Genomic DNA, 19,403 nt, shown 5'->3' with positions numbered 1-19,403 from the left:
CTCGGCTACGGGATGCGTGCGGTGCTGGCCGGGTCGATCAGAATTTTGGCGTGGTGTTCTGGGTTGGCGAGAGTGGTGAAGGCGGTTTCGATGCCGTCGAGGCCTACGGTGCCGGTGATCAAGGGGGTCGGGTCTACCTTGCCGTCGGCGAGCATGTGCAGGGTGTCGCGGAATTCGCCGGGGTCGTAGCCGAGGACGAAGCGGAGTTCGATTTCCTTGTTGATGGCCATGGCCGGATGGATGCGGTCGGCTTCCATGCAGACTCCGACGACGACCACTCGGGACAGTGGGGGCGCTGCGGCGAGGATGTGGTCGAGAATCCCTGGGACGCCGACACATTCGAAGATCACCGGGCCGGACGGGCCCGCGTTCAAGGTGTGCGCGAAGCGAAAGGCGTACCACCAGGGCACCTTCGGGACGCGGCGCAGCAGGTCCATGGTGTCGAAGCCGAGGCTGAGAATGTCGGTGACACCCTTGATCCGGCCGCGCTCGGGCGCGGCGGTCCATGGGGAGTCGATGGCCGGGTCGACCACGACGTCCGCGCCGCACGCGGTCGCGAGTTCCCGACGGCGCGGGGAGAAGTCGCTGGCCACCACGGTGCGCACGCCCGCTGCCTTCAGCATGCAGATCACCGCGAGGCCGATGGGTCCACAGCCGATCACGAATGCGGTCTGCCCCTTGCCGACCCGCCCCTTGCGGACCGCATGCCAGGCCACCGCCATGGGTTCGGTGAGCGCGGCGTGTTCGGCGGACAATCCGTTCGGCACCGGCATGGTCATCGATTCCTGGACCACGACCTGTTCGGCATAGGCGCCCGGCGCCTCGGCCGACAGCCCGGTCAGGTGCGGCTGCTTGCCGTGCCGCACGATCGGCAGCGCCACCACCGGCGTGCCCGGCCGCCAGCGCTTCCGGCACCCCGGCCCGTATTCGACTATCTCACCACTGAATTCGTGTCCGAGCACCACCCGCTGCTCTGCCCGCATGAACGCGTCGTAGCCGGTCGCCACGGCCAAATCCGCGATCTCGTCGGCATGGGTGCGGGCATGTAGATCGGAACCGCAGATGCCGCATCGCGATACGTTGAGCAGCACCTGCCCGCGCCCAGGTACCGGGGTCGGCAGGTCGGCGACCTCGAACTCGGCGTTGGTGACGACGGCAGCCCTCATGGCGAACTCCTCGAATCGACAGTGGTGCGATCAGACGGCCGCGAGTGCGTCTTCGGTGGCGCGGCGGTCGTAAGCGTTGCGGGCCGCGGCGATTTCGTTCTGATGGCCCTCGGTCCAGGTGACCAGTGCCTTGATCGTAGTGTGCAGGCTGGCGCCGAGCGGGGTGAGCGCGTAGTCCACCCGCGGCGGCACCGTCGGGTATACGGTGCGCTCGACCAGTCCGTCGCGTTCGAGGTGGCGCAGCGTGCGGGTGAGCATCCGCTGGCTCACGCCGTCGATCTTGCGTTTCAACTCGGTGAACCGCAGACTCTGCTGATCCAGCAGCGCGATCACCAGTAGCGACCACTTGTCGGCGACGCGATCGAGGATCTGGCGCACCTCGCAGTCGACCCTGGTGTCCCACTGGAGAACGTCGTAGTCAGCGGCGGTATCCCCGCAGTTCCCTGGTGACTTCGAAGTGCCTTCTTCCATGGTGGTCGATTCTGCCCCAGACTTGCCATCGGTATCAAGAGGTAACCGACCCCACTGTGGGGAACCTAGTCTGTTTGGGGAGTCGTGATGGTGAAAACCAGAGCCGCCGAGGTCTTTACGGAAATGTCCGGCCGTGCCTGGGGCGTGCTCGCGGTGTTGTGCGGTGCGATATTCCTGGAGGGCATCGATGTCGCGATGCTCAATGTGGCGCTGCCGTCGATCCGGGCCGAACTCGGCCTGTCAACCGGGATGCTCAGCGGTGTGGTGTCCGCCTATGTGCTCGGCTACGGCGGATTCGTGCTGCTCGGCGGCCGCGCCGCCGACCTGCTCGGCCGCAGGCGGATGTTCCTGTTCTGGCTGACTGTATTCCTTGTCTTCTCCGGCCTCGGCGGATTCGCCACCACCGGGTGGATGCTGTTGACCGCCCGCTTCGTGACCGGGGTGGCCGCGGCCTTCCTCGCGCCCGCCGGGCTCTCCCTGATCACCACGAACTTCGCCGAGGGCCGGGTGCGGGACAAGGCGCTGATGTTCTACGCGGGTGTCGCGGCGGGCGGTTTCTCGCTCGGCATGGTGGTCGGCGGATTGTTGACCGCGTTCGGCTGGCGCTGGGTGTTCTTCGTTCCGGTGCTGGTTTCGGCCGTGCTGTTGGTGGCGGCGTTCGCGCTGGTTCGGGATTCCGGTGTGCCGCAACGTGTTCGGGGCTGCTTCGATCTGCTCGGCGCGCTCGGGGTGACCGGTGCGATGCTGCTGCTCGTCTATGGCGTCGTCCGGCTGGAACATCCCGGTGACGGCCCGGCGCTGACTGTCGCGACCTTCCTCGCGGGTGCGGCGGTGCTCGCACTGTTCATCGCGAACGAGCGTCGCGCCACCGCACCGCTCGTCCGGCTCGGCATCCTGCGGTCGGCTTCGCTGGTGCGCACCAACCTGGTCGCGGTGCTGTTCATCGGCTCGTTCATGGGGTTCCAATTCCTGGCGACGCTGTACTTCCAGGAGTTGCGGGGCTGGAGCACGGTGCAGACCGGCTTGGCGATGGCGGTGCTCGGTCTGGACGCCGTGCTGGCGCCGCTGCTGACGCCATGGTTCGTGCGCAAGTTCGGCAATGTGCGGGTGATCCTCGGTGGCGCGGTGATCGCGGCGCTGGCCTACGCGCTGTTCTTGCCGACCGATCTCGACCGGGCCTACCTCGCGATGCTGCCGACGATGCTGCTGCTCGCGATTGCCTTCGCCCTCGTCTACGGCCCGTTGACGATCGCGGGGACCGACGATATCGCGGCCGAGGAGCACGGCTTGGCCGGTGGATTGCTCTACACCGCAATCCAATTCGGCGCGGCGCTGGGAATTTCGGTGGTGACCGCGGTGAATGTGGCTGCGGTCGATGCGGGCAAGGTCGGGATGGACGGGCTGCGCACCGCGCTGATCGTTCCGGTCGTCGCCGCGGTCCTGGCGGGCGTGATCGCCGCGACCGGCCTGCGCCGCAGTGCGGTTCGAGTCACCGAGGCGGCCCCCGAGCAACTCGTACACACCTGAAAGTCAGCTTGAGCCGAAGGTCGAGATCGAGTCGGGACTTCCCAGCGGAGTCTCCCGGCTCGATGTCGGCATGCACCCGAATCACGGGACAGGTTCGAGGTGAGCCCCGAATCAGAGCAGCACACCAGGATTCAGGATGCCTGCCGGGTCGAGGGCGGACTTGGCCGCCCGCAACGCGAGCGCGAACGGTTCCGGACGCTGCCGGTCGTACCACGGCCGATGGTCCCGGCCCACCGCGTGATGGTGCGTGATCGTGCCACCGGCGGCCGACAGCGCCTCCGAGACAGCAACTTTGATCTCATCCCACTGGGCAACCGTGCTGCCCCACCGCCCTGCGGCGTAGATGCCGAAATAGGGTGCGGGGCCGTCCGGGTAGACGTGGGTGAACCGGCAGGTGACCACGCCGGTCGCACCGACCGCGCGGATCGCCTCGTTCGCCGCGGCGGTCACGGCGGCTTTCAGCGCCTCGAATGTGTCCCAGGTGCAGGCGGTTTCGAAGGTTTCGGTAATCATCGACTGCGCCGCGAGGGCGTCGCGCTGGTAGGGCATGCGCAGGAAGGACGAGCGCCAGGTGTCGGCGGCGGCGCCGCCGGTGCGGGGGGCGGTGCTCGAATCCGAATAACGCACAGGTTCCGGCAGCGCGCCGCCGTGCGCCGCGGCGAGGTCGACGGCGCGCTCCATCCAGGGGCGGGTCGGGTGATCCGCGGATTCGAAGCCGATGACCAGCACCCCACCCGCGGTCGCCGCGCCCGCGTTGAGGAATGCCTCGGCGGGATCGAGCAGTCGGCAGTTGGTCGGGTACAGGCCGGACTGCGCGATGGCGCGGGTGGCGGCGACCGCGTGGCCGTAGTCGTCGAAGTGCACCGAAGCCGTTGCGCGCCAACGCGGCCGGTCTTGCAAGCGCACCCAGGCCTCGGTGATCACGCCGAGTGTTCCCTCGGAGCCGAGGAACATCCGATCGGGTGCGGGGCCGGCGCCGGAGCCGGGTAACCGGCGCGATTCGCTGATGCCCGCCGGGGTCACCACCCGCATCGACTCGACGAGATCGTCGATGTGGGTGTACAGCGTCGCGAAGTGCCCACCGGCCCGCGTGGCCAGCCAGCCGCCGAGTGTGGAGAACTCGAACGATTGCGGAAAATGCCGCAGGGTCAGCTTCGCTTCGCGCAGTTGGTCTTCCAGCGCCGGCCCGAACACGCCGGCCTGAATCCGGGCCGCGCGACTGGTGGTATCGATCTCCAGCACCCGATCGAGCGCCCCCAGATCGAGGCTCACCGCCCCGGCGAAGTCACGGTCGAACCGCGGCTCTATTCCGCCAACCACGGAAGTGCCGCCGCCGAACGGGATTACGGCGACATCGGCGCGACTCGCCCAGTCGAGCACATCGACGATATCGGCTTCGCGTCGTGGCCGGACGACGAGATCGGGCGGAGTGCCCACGTCGCCGAGCAGATTCCGCACCACATCGCGGAACGCTTGCCCGTGCGCGTGCGCCGCACGATCGGCGGGGTCCAGCGAAACCAGCCCGGTCAGCGCGTCCGGCACCGCGATGCGCGGTTCCGGCAGGGCGAGCGAGGCGATGGCAGGTGGCTCGTGCGCGGTCAGATCGGTGCCGGGCAGTATCGCCGCGACCCGCGCCGTCAGCGCCGCCCGCTCCGCCCCGACAACCGCATCCTCGACGTTCCCCCAACCCCACCATGACCGGGTCTTCGCAGACACTGGGCAACTCCTTTCCGTCGGGCTCACACCCGCCGCGCGTGCCATTGCACCACGAGTCGTCGGGCTCGGCCCGGTGCCGAAATCGCAACAGCGAAGATTTGTGCCGGGGTTCGGGAATGATCCGCGCCGGTCAGCCGTTGAGCTATTCGACGACGTTGAGTGTGTCGGACTCAAGTTTGAGTTGACCTCGGAGATAATCGAGGGCAGGATTGAGCCGACCACGCTCAGCGTTGCTGGGACCGTGCTCCGTCAGGTGCTTGGGGCGAGGTCCCGCGGCACAGGGAGACCTGGCCGCAGGGCGACACTCGCCCGGCACCGACACCGATAAGTACGTCAAATAGGAGGAACAACAATGGCTCGTGCGGTCGGAATCGACCTCGGGACCACGAACTCGGTCGTCGCCGTACTCGAAGGCGGAGAACCGGTCGTCGTCGCCAACTCGGAAGGATCGCGCACCACGCCGTCGATCGTCGCCTTCGCGAAGAACGGCGAGGTGCTGGTCGGCCAGCCGGCCAAGAACCAGGCCGTCACCAACGTCGACCGCACCATTCGCTCGGTCAAGCGCCACATCGGCACCGACTGGTCCGTCGAGATCGATGGCAAGAAGTACACCCCGCAGGAAATCAGCGCGCGCACTCTGATGAAGCTGAAGCGCGACGCGGAGGCCTACCTCGGTGAGGAGATCACCGACGCGGTCATCACCGTTCCCGCGTACTTCGAGGACGCCCAGCGGCAGGCAACCAAGGAAGCGGGCCAGATCGCGGGCCTGAACGTGCTGCGCATCGTCAACGAGCCCACCGCGGCCGCGCTGGCGTACGGCCTGGACAAGGGCGACAAGGAACAGACCATCCTGGTCTTCGACCTCGGTGGCGGCACCTTCGACGTCTCGCTGCTGGAAATCGGCGAGGGCGTCGTCGAGGTTCGCGCCACCTCCGGCGACAACCACCTCGGTGGTGACGACTGGGACGAGCGCGTCGTCGCCTGGCTGGTCGACAAGTTCAAGGCCAGTGCCGGCATCGACCTGACCAAGGACAAGATGGCGATGCAGCGGCTGCGTGAGGCCGCCGAGAAGGCGAAGATCGAGCTCAGCTCCTCGCAGAGCACCTCGATCAACCTGCCCTACATCACCGTCGACGCGGACAAGAACCCGTTGTTCCTCGACGAGCAGCTGACCCGCGCCGAGTTCCAGAAGATCACCTCGGACCTGCTCGACCGCACCCGTGCGCCGTTCCAGTCCGTGATCAAGGACGCGGGCATCAACGTCGCCGACATCGACCACGTCGTGCTCGTCGGTGGCTCCACCCGTATGCCCGCCGTTTCCGATCTGGTCAAGGAACTGACCGGTGGTCGTGAGCCGAACAAGGGCGTGAACCCGGACGAGGTCGTCGCCGTCGGCGCCGCGCTGCAGGCCGGTGTGCTCAAGGGTGAGGTCAAGGACGTCCTGCTGCTCGATGTGACCCCGCTGTCGCTGGGCATCGAGACCAAGGGTGGCGTGATGACCAAGCTCATCGAGCGCAACACCACCATCCCGACCAAGCGTTCGGAGACCTTCACCACGGCCGACGACAACCAGCCGTCGGTGCAGATCCAGGTGTTCCAGGGTGAGCGCGAGATCGCCTCGCACAACAAGCTGCTCGGCTCCTTCGAGCTGACCGGCATCCCGCCGGCCCCGCGCGGCGTGCCGCAGATCGAGGTCACCTTCGACATCGACGCCAACGGCATCGTGCACGTGACCGCGAAGGACAAGGGCACCGGCAAGGAGAACACGATCAAGATCCAGGACGGCTCCGGCCTGTCCAAGGAGGAGATCGACCGGATGGTCAAGGACGCCGAGGCGCACGCCGCCGAGGACAAGGCCCGCCGCGAGGAGGCCGAGACCCGCAACCAGGCCGAGTCGCTGGTGCACCAGACCGAGAAGTTCATCAAGGACAACGAGGACAAGGTCCCCTCGGACATCAAGTCCAAGGTCGAGGCGGCCATCGCCGAGGCGAACGAGGCGCTCAAGGGCACCGACATCGCCGCGGTCAAGGCGGCCGTCGAGAAGCTGGCGACCGAGTCGCAGGCGCTTGGCCAGGCCATCTACGAGGCGTCCGCCAACGATGCGGCCGCGTCGAGCAATGGCTCGTCGGCCGCCGACGCCGATGACCAGGTCGTGGATGCCGAAGTTGTGGACGAACCGGTCGACACGGAGAAGAAGTGACCAACGGCAACAATTCGGAGCAGCGCGACTCCGAGCAAGAGCCGATCACCTTCGTCGACAATCGCAGGATTGATCCGGAGGAACGGGACCCGCACAGCGACCAACCGGGTGACGTGCGTGAGCCCGCGGCGGCCGACGGTGCCGCCGCGGGGCCCGAGCCGGACGGCGGGAACGGTGCGGCCGGTGCGGACGTCCTGGCCGACACCATCAGCGGCGAGCTCGCCGAGCGCACCGCCGACCTGCAGCGGCTGACCGCGGAATACGCCAACTACCGGCGCCGGGTCGAACGCGACCGCAAGACCGCGATCGACACCGCCAAGGCGGCCGTGGTCACCGAATTGCTCGGCGTGCTCGACGATCTCGATCGGGCACGGGCGCACGGTGACCTGGACGCCGGACCGCTCAAGTCGGTGGCCGACAAGCTGGCCACCGCGCTGCACAAGCAGGGACTGGAGGAATTCGGTTCGGCGGGTGAGCCTTTCGACCCGACCCTGCACGAGGCCGTACAGCACGAGGGTTCCGGGCACGATCCGGTGATCGGCGTCGTCATGCGCAAGGGCTATCGGTTCGGCGAACGGGTGCTTCGGCACGCGCTCGTCGGGGTAACCGATGGCGTGGCAGATCAGGGTGCGGACGAGCAGCCCGCAGCCGATCAGGCAGAGGCATCGGACGCTGATGCCGACGCGAACAAACACTGAGGTAGCGGCGCGAGCGTCGGGGCCGGCGGTGGTAGCACAGCGTGACCACCAAGGGCCCCGCGAACGCCGCACATCCAACACTGCGAGAGGAGGAGATATCCGGTGAGTCAACGGGAGTGGATCGAAAAGGACTTCTACAAAGAGCTGGGTGTCTCCTCCACTGCCTCGCAGGACGAGATCAAGAAGGCGTACCGCAAGCTCGCTCGCGACCTGCATCCGGACGCCAATCCCGGTGATACCAAAGCCGAGGAGCGGTTCAAGACCGTCAGCGAAGCACACGCGGTGCTGTCGGATCCGGCCAAGCGCAAGGAGTATGACGACACCCGCAAGCTGTTCGCGGGTGGCGGGTATCCGCGCGGCGGGTTCACACCCGGTGCGGGCGGTGGCTTTTCGCAGGACTTCAACATCGGCGACATCTTCGGCGGCGCGAGCGCCGGCGACGGTGGTCTCGGTGACCTGCTCGGCGGCCTGTTCAATCGGGGCGGCACCCGCACCACGAGCCGGCCGCGCCGCGGCGCCGATGTGGAGACCGAGACGACACTCGGTTTCCGGGAAGCCGCGCAGGGCGTCACGGTTCCGCTGCGGATGACAAGTCCGTCGCCGTGTACCACCTGTCACGGCAGCGGCGCCAAGCCGGGCACCAGCCCGCGAGTGTGCCCGCACTGCAACGGAACCGGCGTGGTCAGCCGCAACCAGGGTGCGTTCGGCTTCAGCGAGCCGTGCGATGACTGCCGGGGCACCGGCTCGATCATCGACGACCCGTGCGTCGACTGCCACGGCAGCGGCATCCAGAACCGCACACGCACCATCACGGTGCGGATTCCGCCGGGAGTCAGTGACGGACAACGGATTCGGCTGGCCGGACAGGGCGAGGCGGGTCTGCGCGGGGCGCCTTCGGGTGACCTGTTCGTCAGCGTGCACGTCAGCCAGGACAAGGTCTTCGGCCGCAACGGCGACGATCTGACCCTGGTGCTGCCGGTCAGCTACAGCGAATTGGTGCTCGGCACAACGGTTTCCGTGCCGACACTGGAAGGGCGCGTTGGCGTCAAGGTGCCTCCGGGCACCGCGGACGGCCGTATCCTCCGGGTACGCGGCCGTGGCGTGCCCAAGCGCGGCGGCGGCGCCGGTGACCTGCTGGTCACCGTCAAGGTCGCGGTACCGCAGAAACTGGACGACAATGCGGCCGAGGCGCTCCGGCGCTATGCGGAGGCGGAGAAGGCCAGCGGATTCGATCCACGGGCAGGATGGGCAGGTGCTTGATGTCCAATGATCCGAAGCAGGCGTCCGGCGGGTCGCGTGCCGAGTTCTTCATGATTTCGGTGGCGGCCCAGCTGGCGGGCATGCACGCGCAGACCTTGCGCACCTATGACCGGCTGGGATTGGTTACCCCACAACGCACTTCGGGCGGCGGTCGACGCTACTCGGCCAGGGACGTCGAGCTGTTGCGCGAGGTGCAGCGGCTCTCCCAGGACGAGGGCGTCAATCTGGCGGGCATCAAGCGCATCATCGAACTCACCAACCAGGTCGAGGAATTGCAGCAGCGCGTCGCCGAACTATCGGCCGAGCTGGACCGGCTGCGAGCGGGTTATCGGCCCGATCTTTCGCCGCCGCAACGCAGTACCGCACTGGTGGTGTGGCAACCCCGTAATCGCCGTAATATTTGAGCGCTCAACCTTGGCGCAACAATACTGAATACGGCTGGCAAACAATCGGGCCCGTGGCCTCGGTGCACGCATAGTGAGCCGAGGTCACGGGCCCGAAGCTGGGTCCGGGCAGTGGTTTCCGCAGGGTAGCCGACGGTAAGCCGAGACGTGGTACGCGACAGCGCTACCGGGTGGCCGGTTTCGATGATCGGTGACCCGTCACATTTCACCGCGCCCCTGCGGCGGTGCGGGTGCCGGTTGCTCGGCCGAACCTGTTGGCCGCTCTGGAATGTTGCCGTGCGGTCGCTCCGAAGCTCTTATCGGAGCGAAACTTTCACAGCGAGCCTTGCATATTCAGTGTATCTATGACTGATTTCACCGTTTATTACGGTCTTTCAGTCTGTTTAGTCGGGGTTTTGCGCCGAGTGTCCTCGTTTAACCGGAATTACACGCTTGTTGTTTAAACAGAGGATTCCGTAGCTGGCTAACCTCGCCTACACTCCTTGGCAACGGCTGCTGACGAGTGTCCCGCAGCACCTCACTCGCCGGCTCAGTTTGTGTTCGAGCGCGAAATGGGGTTGTGACACAAATGGATTCGCGGACTGTCGCTTTGATCAGAACTACGTTCAAGGCGGTTGCTGCGGAGGAAGGGGGGCCGGAAAAATTAGCGCGATCGTTCTACGCGATCCTCTTCACCGACTACCCCCAAGTCCGCGATTTCTTCCCGGCAGCCATGGATGCCCAGCGAGATCGCCTTGTCAAGGCCATCGCCTACGCGTTGGATAGGCTCGAGGAGCCCAACAAGTTATTGCCGTTCCTCGCCCAGCTCGGGCGTGATCATCGCAAATACGGTGTGCAACCTGCGCATTACACGGCGGTCGCCGTCTCACTGAAGACCGCGATGCGGGTGTTCGCCGGTACCGAGATGTGGACCGACGAGGTCGACCGGGCGTGGGACGAGGGCCTGAAGATCATCGGCGACACCATGATCGGTGCCGCGGAGAAGGAAACCACCCCGCCGGTTTGGACCGGCACCGTCGTGGAACGCCGCGAAGTGTTGCGCAATCTGACCGTCGTGCGGTTGCAACTGGACCAGCCGATGCAATATGCCGCCGGTCAATACCTGAGCGTGCAGATTCCGTCCCGGCCGCGAATGTGGCGCTATATGTCGCCCGCCGTGCCCGCGAATGCCAACGGGGAGATCGAATTCCACGTGCGCGCCGTGCTCGGCGGCTGGGTCAGCTCCGCTATCGTCGGCCAGACCGCCCTCGGCGACCAGTGGCTGCTCGGCTCCCCGCTCGGCGGCCTCGGCATCCCGCGCAATACCAAGCGCAAGATGCTGATGGTCGGCTGCGGCACCGGCATCGCGCCGCTGCGAGCCCAACTGATGGCGATGGCGCAGCGGCGGACCAACCCGAAGGTGCACCTGTTCGTCGGCGGGCATCATCCGTGCGATCTCTACGACCTGGACACGCTCAACAGCCTGGCCGTCGCCAACCGCTGGCTGACCGTGACGCCGGTGACCGAACACGACGAAAACCCTTGGTGGTATACCGATTCCGGCGAATTGGCGCCCGCCTACGCGGGCTTGGAGCCGCGGCTGACCGGCCAGATCGGCAAGGTGGTCGCCAGCTTCGGCCCCTGGGCCGACCGGGACGTGCAGATCGTCGGCTCACCCTCGATGGTGCAGACCACCAAGTTCCGGATGATGGCCGCGGGGACGCTCACCAAGAACATCCGCCACGACCCCCTGTTCTGACCGGCCGTCCGGGATTTCGACCCCTCCCGTTATCCCGGACTCCGCCGGAATCCGGTCGCGCCCAGTATCGTGGCCGGATTCCGGCGAGTACGGCGGGCCTATAACCCTTCGAATTGGATTCGCTCCGGCGGAGTTCCGGTGGCGAGCAGCTGATCGACCGTGGCATTGACCATGGCGGGCGAGCCGCACACCAGCACCTGATGATTCTCGAACGCCCCGTGGGAGCCGACGACTTCGGCCAGGGTGCCGTAGAGCATCTCGTCCGGCGGGAAGCCGATGGCGACGCGGCTGCGCTCGTACCACTCGTCTTCCCAGCCGGGATCGTCCGGGCTCTCCACCACGGGAATGACGGTGAGCCAAGGCAATTCACCGGCTAGTAGGTACAGCATGTCCGAGGCGTACAGGTCGCGCGGGGTATGGCCACCGAAGAAGAGGTAGGTGCGCGGCGGTTCCGGCTCGCGCGCCAGGTCCAGAATCTGCGCCCGCATCGGGGCGAGTCCGGTGCCGCCAGCGATCATCACCACTTCGTCACCCGCCGGGTCGACCGCGAAGGTCCCGAGGGGTGCCCGGATCCGCCATTCGTCACCGGGCCGGGTGTCGGCCACGATGGAGCCGCTGCACCAGCCGCCGGGCACGGTGCGCACATGGAATTCGAGCTTGCCGTCCAGCGACGGCGGCAGGGCCGGGGACAATCTGCGTCGCATGCTCGGTTGCTGCGGCACGGTGACCTCGACGGACTGGCCCGCGATGAACGGGACGAATTCGCCGATCAGCCGGATCACCGCGAGATCGTGCCGGATTCGATGGTGCCCGACCACGGTTGCGGTCCACTCGGGCGGCTGATGTGCGCCGTTGCCGAGCGCACTCGGGTCCCGCGGCGTCCTACCCGCCCCACCGACTCCGTCGGCTGCCGTCCCCATCGGGGCCTCCTTCATCACACAGGGTCGGAGCTGATGATGTGCTCCGGAGTACCGACCGCGATCAACGCACGTCGGGTGTCCGCGATCATCTTCGCCGACCCGGCGATCTGGATCTGCCGGTCCGCCCACGCGCCGAAGCTCGCGACCACGGCGCCCAGGTTACCGATCAACCGCCGGTGCATGCCGTATGGCTCTTCCTGTGGTGGATGGGGATACCACCACGGATTGGTCTTTTGCTCGCAGACCGGGACGATGGTGAGCCACGGATTGCTCTGCGAGAGCTGCCACATGTTCTCCACGTCGTAGAGATCGCAGGGGTAGCGGCCGCCGATGAAGAAGTGCACCCGAGGGTTGATGCCGCGCTGGCCCATCTCGATCAACTGAGCGCGCAAGGGCGCGATGCCGGTGCCCGCACCGATCATCAGCACATCGCGACCGCTGTCCCGGTCTACGTGTAAGCCGCCGAGCGGTCCCGCGATCTGCCAGCGGTCACCGACCCTGGTTTCGTTCACGATGGCGGGGCTCACCCAGCCGCCGCGGATCTTGCGGATATGGAACTCGATCTCGCCGTACGGGTTCGCGGGGATGGCCGGGGAGAAGTAGCGCCACATCTTCGGGCGCTGCGGCACCGTGAGGGGCACGTACTGTCCGGCTTGGTAGGGGATCGGACTCTCGGATTGCAGCCGCACGATGGCCAGGTCCTCCAGCACCCGGCGATGGCCGACCACGGTCGCCTCCCAGTACGGCTGGGATTTGTCGGAATTCGCGCCGATCGCCATGGACGCGGAGATCAGGATGGTGATGTCGCGCCAGCCCTCCTCCAGGCCCCGGTGCCAGGCCGCACCGTTGTAGGCGCGGAACGCGGAGAGCAAGGCCCGACCGGCGGCATCGTAGTGCGCCGCGTCGACCCCGTATTTGCGGTGGTCGCGAGCCAGCTGCTCCAGGAACTTCTGCGCCCGTTCCCAGTCCTCCAGATGATCGAGCACGTACTGGATGGCGGTGCAGACCCGCTTGGCCTGCATATCCATCGCAGGCGGGAAGAGTTCACGCAGTTGAGGGTTCTCGGCGAACAAATGACCGTAGAACGCACTGACCAACCGCTCGGGTCCATTCGGTGCCTCGATCACCGAACGGAAGTTGGCGCGGACCAGCGCAGCCGAACGCGCATCCACGACGTGGAGCTTCCTTTCCCTCAGTTCTGCCGGGGACGTACCCGTAACCGGCGGTCCTCCGCCGACCAGTATCCCTGAAAATGCCATGGTCGTGTTGGTTAGGACCTGAAGACCGGGCCAAACGGTAATCGGTCGGCAAACGAGTGGTGTTGCGGCCCTGCCGTCGAGATCACACCTTGCTTCTCGGGTGCCGCGCCGGACACCGAGGCAGGTCGGGAACGGCCTCAGATGGCGAGCACGGTTTTGCCGCGGGCGCCGGTTGCGCCGATGACGGCCGCGCCGTCGGCCAGCGGGACCGTCGCGTCGATCGGGACCACCACGTCACCCTCGGCCACTCGTTCCAGCAGTCGCGCCAATTCCGGTGCGCCGCCGGTGGATTCGATATTGCCGCCGTGCAGCCCATGCTTGCGCAGCAGGTTCTCGTCGGTGGAAAAGATGGTGGAGTAGACGGTGCCGCCTGCGCGCACCAAGCCGGTCAGTTCGGCTAGTGCCGCGGGCGGGCTGACCAGGTCGTAGAGCAGGTCGATGCCCTCGGGATGGGCGGCGGCGACCTGGTCGCGCAGCGAGCCTGCGGTGTAGTCGACCGTCTCCGCGGCGCCGAGCCTGGTCATCTGGTCGGCGACCTCGCCGCGCGCGGTGGCGATGACATGCGCACCCGCGATGTTCGCCAGTTGGACGAGGAACGAGCCGACGCCGCCGGTCGCGCCGACGATCAGCACGGTCTGCCCCGGTTCGATCTTGGTGGCGTCCACGATGTCCTGCGCGGTGACGCCCGCGATGGGTAGCGCGGCGGCCGCGACGGTCGGAACGCCCTCCGGAACGCGCGCCAGGATGCCGGTCTCCGGGATCACCGCGTACTCGGCGAAGCTGCCGTGGCCGACGGGCGGAGTGAGGAACTTGCCGACCACCCGATCACCGACGGCGAACCGGCTGACGCCGGCGCCGACCGTGCCGATGGTGCCCGCGCCGTCCACCCCGAGGATCATCGGAAAGTCATGCGGCAGCTTGCCATCCAGTATTCCGCCGGCCATCTTCGCGTCGAACGGATTGACGCCTGCCGCCTCCATTTGCACCCGCACCATCCCGGGGCCGGGTTCGGGGACCGGCATGTCGGCCAACTCGGGCGTCGCTCCGAACTTCCGTACGACAATCGCGCGCATCCATTCGCTCCTTGATCGGGCTGAAGAGTGATGCATCAACTAACGGCCATGGTCATCGTATGCATCCATACCTCATGGACGCTGTGATTCACGGCATTGGACGGGTGTCGCGGCGTACCGTTCATGGCGCGGCAAAATAACCAAACTTGAGCGGAACAGACTCAACCTTTCCTACGTTGGAGATAAGGAACGGCACGAAGCCGTGCGAAGGTTCGCGCGGATCAGGCTCCGGCGCCGTGACATCGACTAATAGAAAGGTGACTTGTGGACTCGTTCAATCCCACCACCAAGACTCAGGCGGCCCTGACCGCCGCACTGCAGGCGGCCTCCGCCGCGGGCAATCCGGAGATCCGTCCGGCCCACTTGCTGGTGGCGTTGCTGGACCAGACCGACGGCATCGCCGCCCCGCTGCTCAAGGCCGTCGGCGTCGATCCGGCGACGGTGCGACGCGAGGCCCAGGACATCGTGGACCGGCTGCCGCGGGCGACCGGCGCCACCACCACCCCGCAGCTCGGCCGCGAGGCCCTGGCCGCGATCACCGCCGCCCAACACCTGGCCACCGAGCTTGGCGACGAGTACGTCTCCACCGAGCACATCATGGTCGGCCTGGCCAGTGGCGACTCGGACGTGACGATGCTGCTCATCAAGTACGGCGCGAGCGCCGACGCGCTGCGCGAGGCGTTCACCGCCGTGCGCGGCAGCGCCAAGGTCACCAGCCCGGACCCGGAGGGCAGCTATCAGGCGCTGGAGAAGTACTCGACCAACCTCACCGAGGCGGCCCGCGCGGGCAAGCTCGATCCGGTGATCGGCCGGGACACCGAAATCCGGCGCGTTGTCCAGGTTTTGAGCCGCCGCACCAAGAACAACCCGGTGCTCATCGGCGAACCTGGCGTCGGCAAGACCGCGATCGTCGAGGGCCTTGCCCAGCGCATCGTGGCGGGCGACGTGCCGGAATCGTTGCGCGGCAAGTCCGTTGTCGCGCTCGACCTCGGCGCGATGGTGGCCGGCGCCAAGTACCGCGGCGAGTTCGAGGAGCGGCTCAAGGCCGTGCTGGAAGACATCAAAAACAGTGCGGGACAGGTCATCACGTTCATCGATGAGCTGCACACCATCGTCGGCGCCGGGGCGACCGGGGAATCCGCGATGGACGCGGGCAACATGATCAAGCCGATGCTGGCGCGCGGTGAGCTGCGCATGGTCGGTGCCACCACGCTGGAGGAGTACCGCAAGCACATCGAGAAGGACGCCGCGTTGGAGCGCCGCTTCCAGCAGGTGTTCGTCGGCGAGCCGTCGGTGGAGGACACCATCGGCATCCTGCGCGGCATCAAGGAGCGCTACGAGGTGCACCACGGCGTGCGCATCACCGACTCCGCGCTGGTGGCCGCCGCCACCCTCAGCGACCGCTACATCACCTCCCGGTTCCTGCCGGACAAGGCGATCGACCTGGTCGACGAGTCGGCATCCCGGCTGCGGATGGAAATCGACTCGCGCCCAGTGGAAATCGACGAGGTCGAGCGCGCGGTGCGGCGGCTGGAAATCGAAGAGGTCGCGCTGAGCAAGGAGACCGACGAGGCCTCCAAGCAACGACTGGAGAAGCTGCGTCAGGAACTGGCGGACGACCGCGAGAAGCTGAACCAGCTGATGACCCGCTGGCAGAACGAGAAGAGCGCCATCGATCAGGTCCGAGTCCTCAAGGAGGAGTTGGAAACCCTGCGTGGCGAATCCGAGCGAGCCGAGCGCGACGGCGATCTCGGCAAGGCCGCCGAGCTGCGCTACGGCAAGATCCCGGCGCTGGAGAAGCAGCTCACCGAAGCCGAAAAGGTCTCCGGCGCGGCCGCCGACGGCGAAGTGATGCTCAAGGAGGAGGTCGGCCCCGACGATATCGCCGAGGTGGTGGCGTCGTGGACCGGTATCCAGGTGGGCAGGCTGCTCGAGGGCGAAACCCAGAAGCTGCTACGGATGGAACAGGAGCTCGGCAAGCGGGTGGTCGGCCAGACCGACGCGGTGCAGGCGGTGTCCGACGCGGTGCGCCGGGCGCGCGCCGGTGTCGCGGACCCGAACCGGCCGACCGGCTCGTTCATGTTCGTCGGGCCGACCGGTGTCGGTAAGACGGAGCTGGCAAAGGCGTTGGCGGACTTCCTGTTCGACGACGAACGCGCCATGGTCCGGATCGACATGAGCGAGTACAGCGAGAAGCACTCGGTGGCGCGCCTGGTCGGTGCCCCGCCCGGCTACGTCGGTTACGACCAGGGCGGTCAGCTGACCGAGGCGGTCCGGCGCAGGCCGTACACGGTGGTGCTGTTCGACGAGATCGAGAAGGCGCACCCGGATGTGTTCGACATCCTGCTCGCCGTGCTCGACGAGGGACGGCTCACCGACGGCCAGGGCCGCACGGTGGACTTCCGCAACACCATCCTCATCCTGACGTCCAACCTGGGTGCGGGCGGCGATCGCGACTTCGTGATGAACGCGGTGCGTTCGGCATTCAAGCCGGAGTTCCTCAACCGTCTCGACGACGTGGTGATGTTCCACCCGCTCGACGAGGAACAGCTGGAACACATCGTCGACATCCAGCTCGACCAGCTGCAGAAGCGGCTGTCGCAGCGCAGGCTGAAGCTGGACGTCAGCGACTCGGCCCGGTTCTGGCTCGCCGTGCGCGGCTACGACCCGGTCTACGGTGCGCGGCCGCTGCGCAGGCTGGTGCAGCAGTCGATCGGTGACACCCTCGCCAAGGAGCTACTGGCGGGTGAGATCGTCGACGGCGACACCGTGCGGGTGAGCACGAGCCCGGACGGCGACGGTCTGGTCGTCGGCAAGTAACCGGAACGGCCGGGAGTGTCCGTGGTGTGTCGACCTGACTGCCGGACGGACGCTCCCGGCCTACCCTGGAGGCCATGACCAACCCGAACGATCCGTGGGGGCAGCGGCCGGAGGACGCACCGACCGAGCAGCACCCGGCGGGCAAATCCGGGTTCGAGCAGCCACAGCACACCACGGAGTACACCGAGGCCTACGGGTCCGGCGCGCCCTCGGCGTATCCGGCGACCGAGCAGTTCGACCCTTGGTCAGCGCCGCCGCCGAACGCCACCCGCGCGTTCCCGCCGCACGACAATCAGTGGGGCGCCTACGAAAGCAGCTACGGTGACCAGTGGTCGGGGGTCGCACCGCCACCGGGCGGTCCGGTCCCGCCCGGCGCGGGCATGCCGCCGCCGGAACAGCCGCCGCGCCGCAATACCGGCTTGTGGATCGCGCTCGGCCTCGGGGTCGTCGCGCTGGTCGCGGTGGCCGGTGTGGTCGGGGGAGTGCTGTTGGGCGGCAAGGATTCCGCGTCGACCAGTGCAGGCAGTACCTCGACTTTCCCGACCGCCAACCGGCCGACCCCGGGGACGCCGCGCTCCGGCCAGCCCGGGCCGAGCGGGATGCCGAGCGTGCCCGGCCTCGGCGGCATCGACGATCTCGGCGCGACCATGGGCACCATCACCACCAACGACGGCGGCACACTCACCGTCAGCACCCTGCTCGGCTCCACGGTCACCGTGCACACCGACGCCAATACCCAGGTGATCTCGGTGTCCGGCAACAAGGTTTCCGATCTGCCCAGCGGAGACATCGTGTTGATCCAGGGGGAAAAGGCTCCGGACGGGTCCATCCAAGCCAAGGTCATCATCAGCACCGCCTTGCCGGGCGGCGTGCGATGAACGACCCGACAGCTCGAGCGGCCGCCGCTCGGCCCGGCGCGGGGCCAATGTCGGGCTCCGTTCGGCTGTGCCCATTAAGCTAGACAGCGATGACGGCAATGTGGTTCGGCTTGGCGGCGATCGCACTCGTGGGTGCGATCGTGCTGCTGTATTTCGATCGGATCCAGCGACAGCGGACCGGTCACGCGCGGCAGGTCTGGGCGAAATCCCAGGGCTACACGTATGTGTCGGTGGAACCCGCGCTGCCATCGACCTGGCGTCGTGGCGCGCTGGCCAAGCTCGGCTACCTCTCCGCGGTCGACGTGGTGTCCGGAATTCGCAAGGGCGAGAAGTTCGTGCTCTTCGACCTGGAAGACTCCGCGACCCTGATCGCGGTGCGCCGCCAGATCGGCTCGGACATCGACGTCGACATGCGGCTCAAGACCGCGTCGCCGCCGAAGGACGCCGATCTCGAACTCCTCGGCGCCATCGGCGACCGAGTGGTCTTCGCGACCAACCCGGAAATCGCCAGGCACGCTGTCGATCAGCGGATGGTCGCGTTCATCGAGACGCTGCCCGACACCGTGCAAATGCTCTGGAGTGAGGGCAACTGGACGCTGGGCATGTTGTCCGTCGGCACCGCATCGCGCGACTGGGAGACCGCGATCGACGCGGTGCTGCGCCTGTCCGGTCTGCTGCACGTGCTGCCGCCGGTCAGCGAGCCGCGCTTCGACAGCGGCGGTCACGATCCCGGCCGCCCGCGCCCACGCGGCCGCCAGCGTCCGGAGGAGCCGGACGACGAGGACCTCGACGGACCCGTCGGCGCCGCCCGGGTCCAGCCGCCGCGGCTGCGCAAGGACGAGGAGTTCGACGAGCCACCGTTCGTCGAGCAGGGCTACGACGAGGAGTTCGACGACGACCGCGCTCCGCTGTCCGCGCCGGACGAACCCGAAGCGCCGCGCCGCCCGTCGCTGGCGGTGGTGCCGGACGCCCGGGCCAGGGTCCGCGACGATCGCAGGACGGCCGGCGAGTGGGCCCCCGAGCAGCGGGACGGCCGGTCGCAGGAACAACGTGACAAGTGGGCGCCGGAGCAGCGCGAAGAATGGTCCCCGGCGCCGCGTAGCGAGCGATCCCCCGCGCCGCGTGCTGAGCGGTCCGCCGACGAGTGGGCAGACGAGCAGCCCGATCACCGCCCGGCGCCGCACGAGGACGACCAGGCGGCCGAGCCGCCCGGTGGCCCGTTCCACCCCGGCTTCCGTCCGTATCAGGGACCTGTGCCGCAGTGATCGGCCGC

General features: G+C 67.3%; 15 protein-coding genes. 9 read left to right on the top strand and 6 right to left on the bottom strand.

What is annotated here, in order from left to right; all coding sequences use genetic code 11:
* Positions 1–5: 5 nt before the first annotated feature.
* Both KV110_RS39430 and KV110_RS39425 read right to left on the bottom strand, forming a co-directional pair.
* Entirely contained in the window at positions 6–1,166 is a 1,161-nt protein-coding gene (locus tag KV110_RS39430; RefSeq protein WP_218472176.1) for a zinc-binding dehydrogenase, read from the bottom strand.
* 30 nt (positions 1,167–1,196) lie between these two features.
* The gene (locus KV110_RS39425; protein ID WP_218472175.1) at positions 1,197–1,637 is read right to left on the bottom strand and encodes a winged helix-turn-helix transcriptional regulator; all 441 of its coding nucleotides are present in this window, start codon (positions 1,635–1,637) and stop codon (positions 1,197–1,199) included.
* A gap of 87 nt (positions 1,638–1,724) precedes the next feature.
* On the opposite strand from KV110_RS39425, the gene KV110_RS39420 reads away from it, so the two are divergent.
* Positions 1,725–3,164: an MFS transporter gene (locus KV110_RS39420; RefSeq protein WP_246634242.1), complete on the top strand. Its 1,440-nt coding sequence runs from the start codon at positions 1,725–1,727 to the stop codon at positions 3,162–3,164.
* A gap of 111 nt (positions 3,165–3,275) precedes the next feature.
* Here KV110_RS39420 and KV110_RS39415 read toward each other — a convergent pair whose 3' ends face one another.
* Positions 3,276–4,925, bottom strand: coding sequence for an FAD-binding oxidoreductase (locus KV110_RS39415; RefSeq protein WP_218472174.1), 1,650 nt, complete (start codon positions 4,923–4,925; stop codon positions 3,276–3,278).
* 307 nt (positions 4,926–5,232) lie between these two features.
* On the opposite strand from KV110_RS39415, the gene dnaK reads away from it, so the two are divergent.
* From dnaK to KV110_RS39390, 5 genes are all read left to right on the top strand, one after another.
* A complete protein-coding gene (dnaK, locus tag KV110_RS39410) occupies positions 5,233–7,080 on the top strand; it encodes a molecular chaperone DnaK (protein ID WP_218472173.1) in 1,848 nt (615 codons plus the stop codon).
* Positions 7,077–7,778, top strand: a complete 702-nt coding sequence (grpE, locus tag KV110_RS39405) for a nucleotide exchange factor GrpE (protein ID WP_218472172.1) — start codon at positions 7,077–7,079, stop codon at positions 7,776–7,778. Before dnaK ends, grpE begins: the two co-directional genes overlap by 4 nt.
* 102 nt (positions 7,779–7,880) lie before the next feature.
* Complete coding sequence (dnaJ, locus tag KV110_RS39400; protein WP_218472171.1) at positions 7,881–9,038, top strand: molecular chaperone DnaJ; 1,158 nt, start codon at positions 7,881–7,883, stop codon at positions 9,036–9,038.
* On the top strand, positions 9,038–9,442 hold the full coding sequence (locus tag KV110_RS39395; RefSeq protein ID WP_218472170.1) for a heat shock protein transcriptional repressor HspR: 405 nt from the start codon (positions 9,038–9,040) through the stop codon (positions 9,440–9,442). Before dnaJ ends, KV110_RS39395 begins: the two co-directional genes overlap by 1 nt.
* 568 nt (positions 9,443–10,010) lie before the next feature.
* A complete protein-coding gene (locus KV110_RS39390; protein ID WP_218472169.1) occupies positions 10,011–11,180 on the top strand; it encodes an FAD-binding oxidoreductase in 1,170 nt (389 codons plus the stop codon).
* A gap of 98 nt (positions 11,181–11,278) precedes the next feature.
* On the opposite strand, the gene KV110_RS39385 is transcribed toward KV110_RS39390, so the two are convergent.
* The 3 genes from KV110_RS39385 to KV110_RS39375 all read right to left on the bottom strand — a co-directional run bounded on the left by KV110_RS39385 (position 11,279) and on the right by KV110_RS39375 (position 14,432).
* Entirely contained in the window at positions 11,279–12,100 is an 822-nt protein-coding gene (locus KV110_RS39385; protein ID WP_246634241.1) for an FAD-binding oxidoreductase, read from the bottom strand.
* 14 nt (positions 12,101–12,114) lie between these two features.
* Positions 12,115–13,272: an FAD-binding oxidoreductase gene (locus KV110_RS39380; RefSeq protein ID WP_218472168.1), complete on the bottom strand. Its 1,158-nt coding sequence runs from the start codon at positions 13,270–13,272 to the stop codon at positions 12,115–12,117.
* 224 nt (positions 13,273–13,496) lie between these two features.
* Complete coding sequence (locus KV110_RS39375) at positions 13,497–14,432, bottom strand: NADP-dependent oxidoreductase (protein WP_218472167.1); 936 nt, start codon at positions 14,430–14,432, stop codon at positions 13,497–13,499.
* Between the two features lie 264 nt (positions 14,433–14,696).
* Between KV110_RS39375 and clpB the strand changes: the two genes are divergently transcribed.
* From clpB to KV110_RS39360, 3 genes are all read left to right on the top strand, one after another.
* Complete coding sequence (gene clpB / locus KV110_RS39370) at positions 14,697–17,252, top strand: ATP-dependent chaperone ClpB (RefSeq protein ID WP_218472166.1); 2,556 nt, start codon at positions 14,697–14,699, stop codon at positions 17,250–17,252.
* A 74-nt stretch (positions 17,253–17,326) separates the two neighbouring features.
* Positions 17,327–18,130, top strand: a complete 804-nt coding sequence (locus KV110_RS39365; protein WP_218472165.1) for a DUF5666 domain-containing protein — start codon at positions 17,327–17,329, stop codon at positions 18,128–18,130.
* An 89-nt stretch (positions 18,131–18,219) separates the two neighbouring features.
* Entirely contained in the window at positions 18,220–19,395 is a 1,176-nt protein-coding gene (locus KV110_RS39360) for a type III secretion system chaperone family protein (RefSeq protein ID WP_246634240.1), read from the top strand.
* The last annotated feature ends 8 nt before the right edge of the window (positions 19,396–19,403 follow it).

Source organism: Nocardia iowensis (assembly GCF_019222765.1).
Taxonomy (GTDB): Bacteria; Actinomycetota; Actinomycetes; order Mycobacteriales; family Mycobacteriaceae; genus Nocardia; species Nocardia iowensis.
Note: the sequence above shows the minus strand (reverse complement) of the source record. Positions and strands in the feature narration are given on the sequence as shown.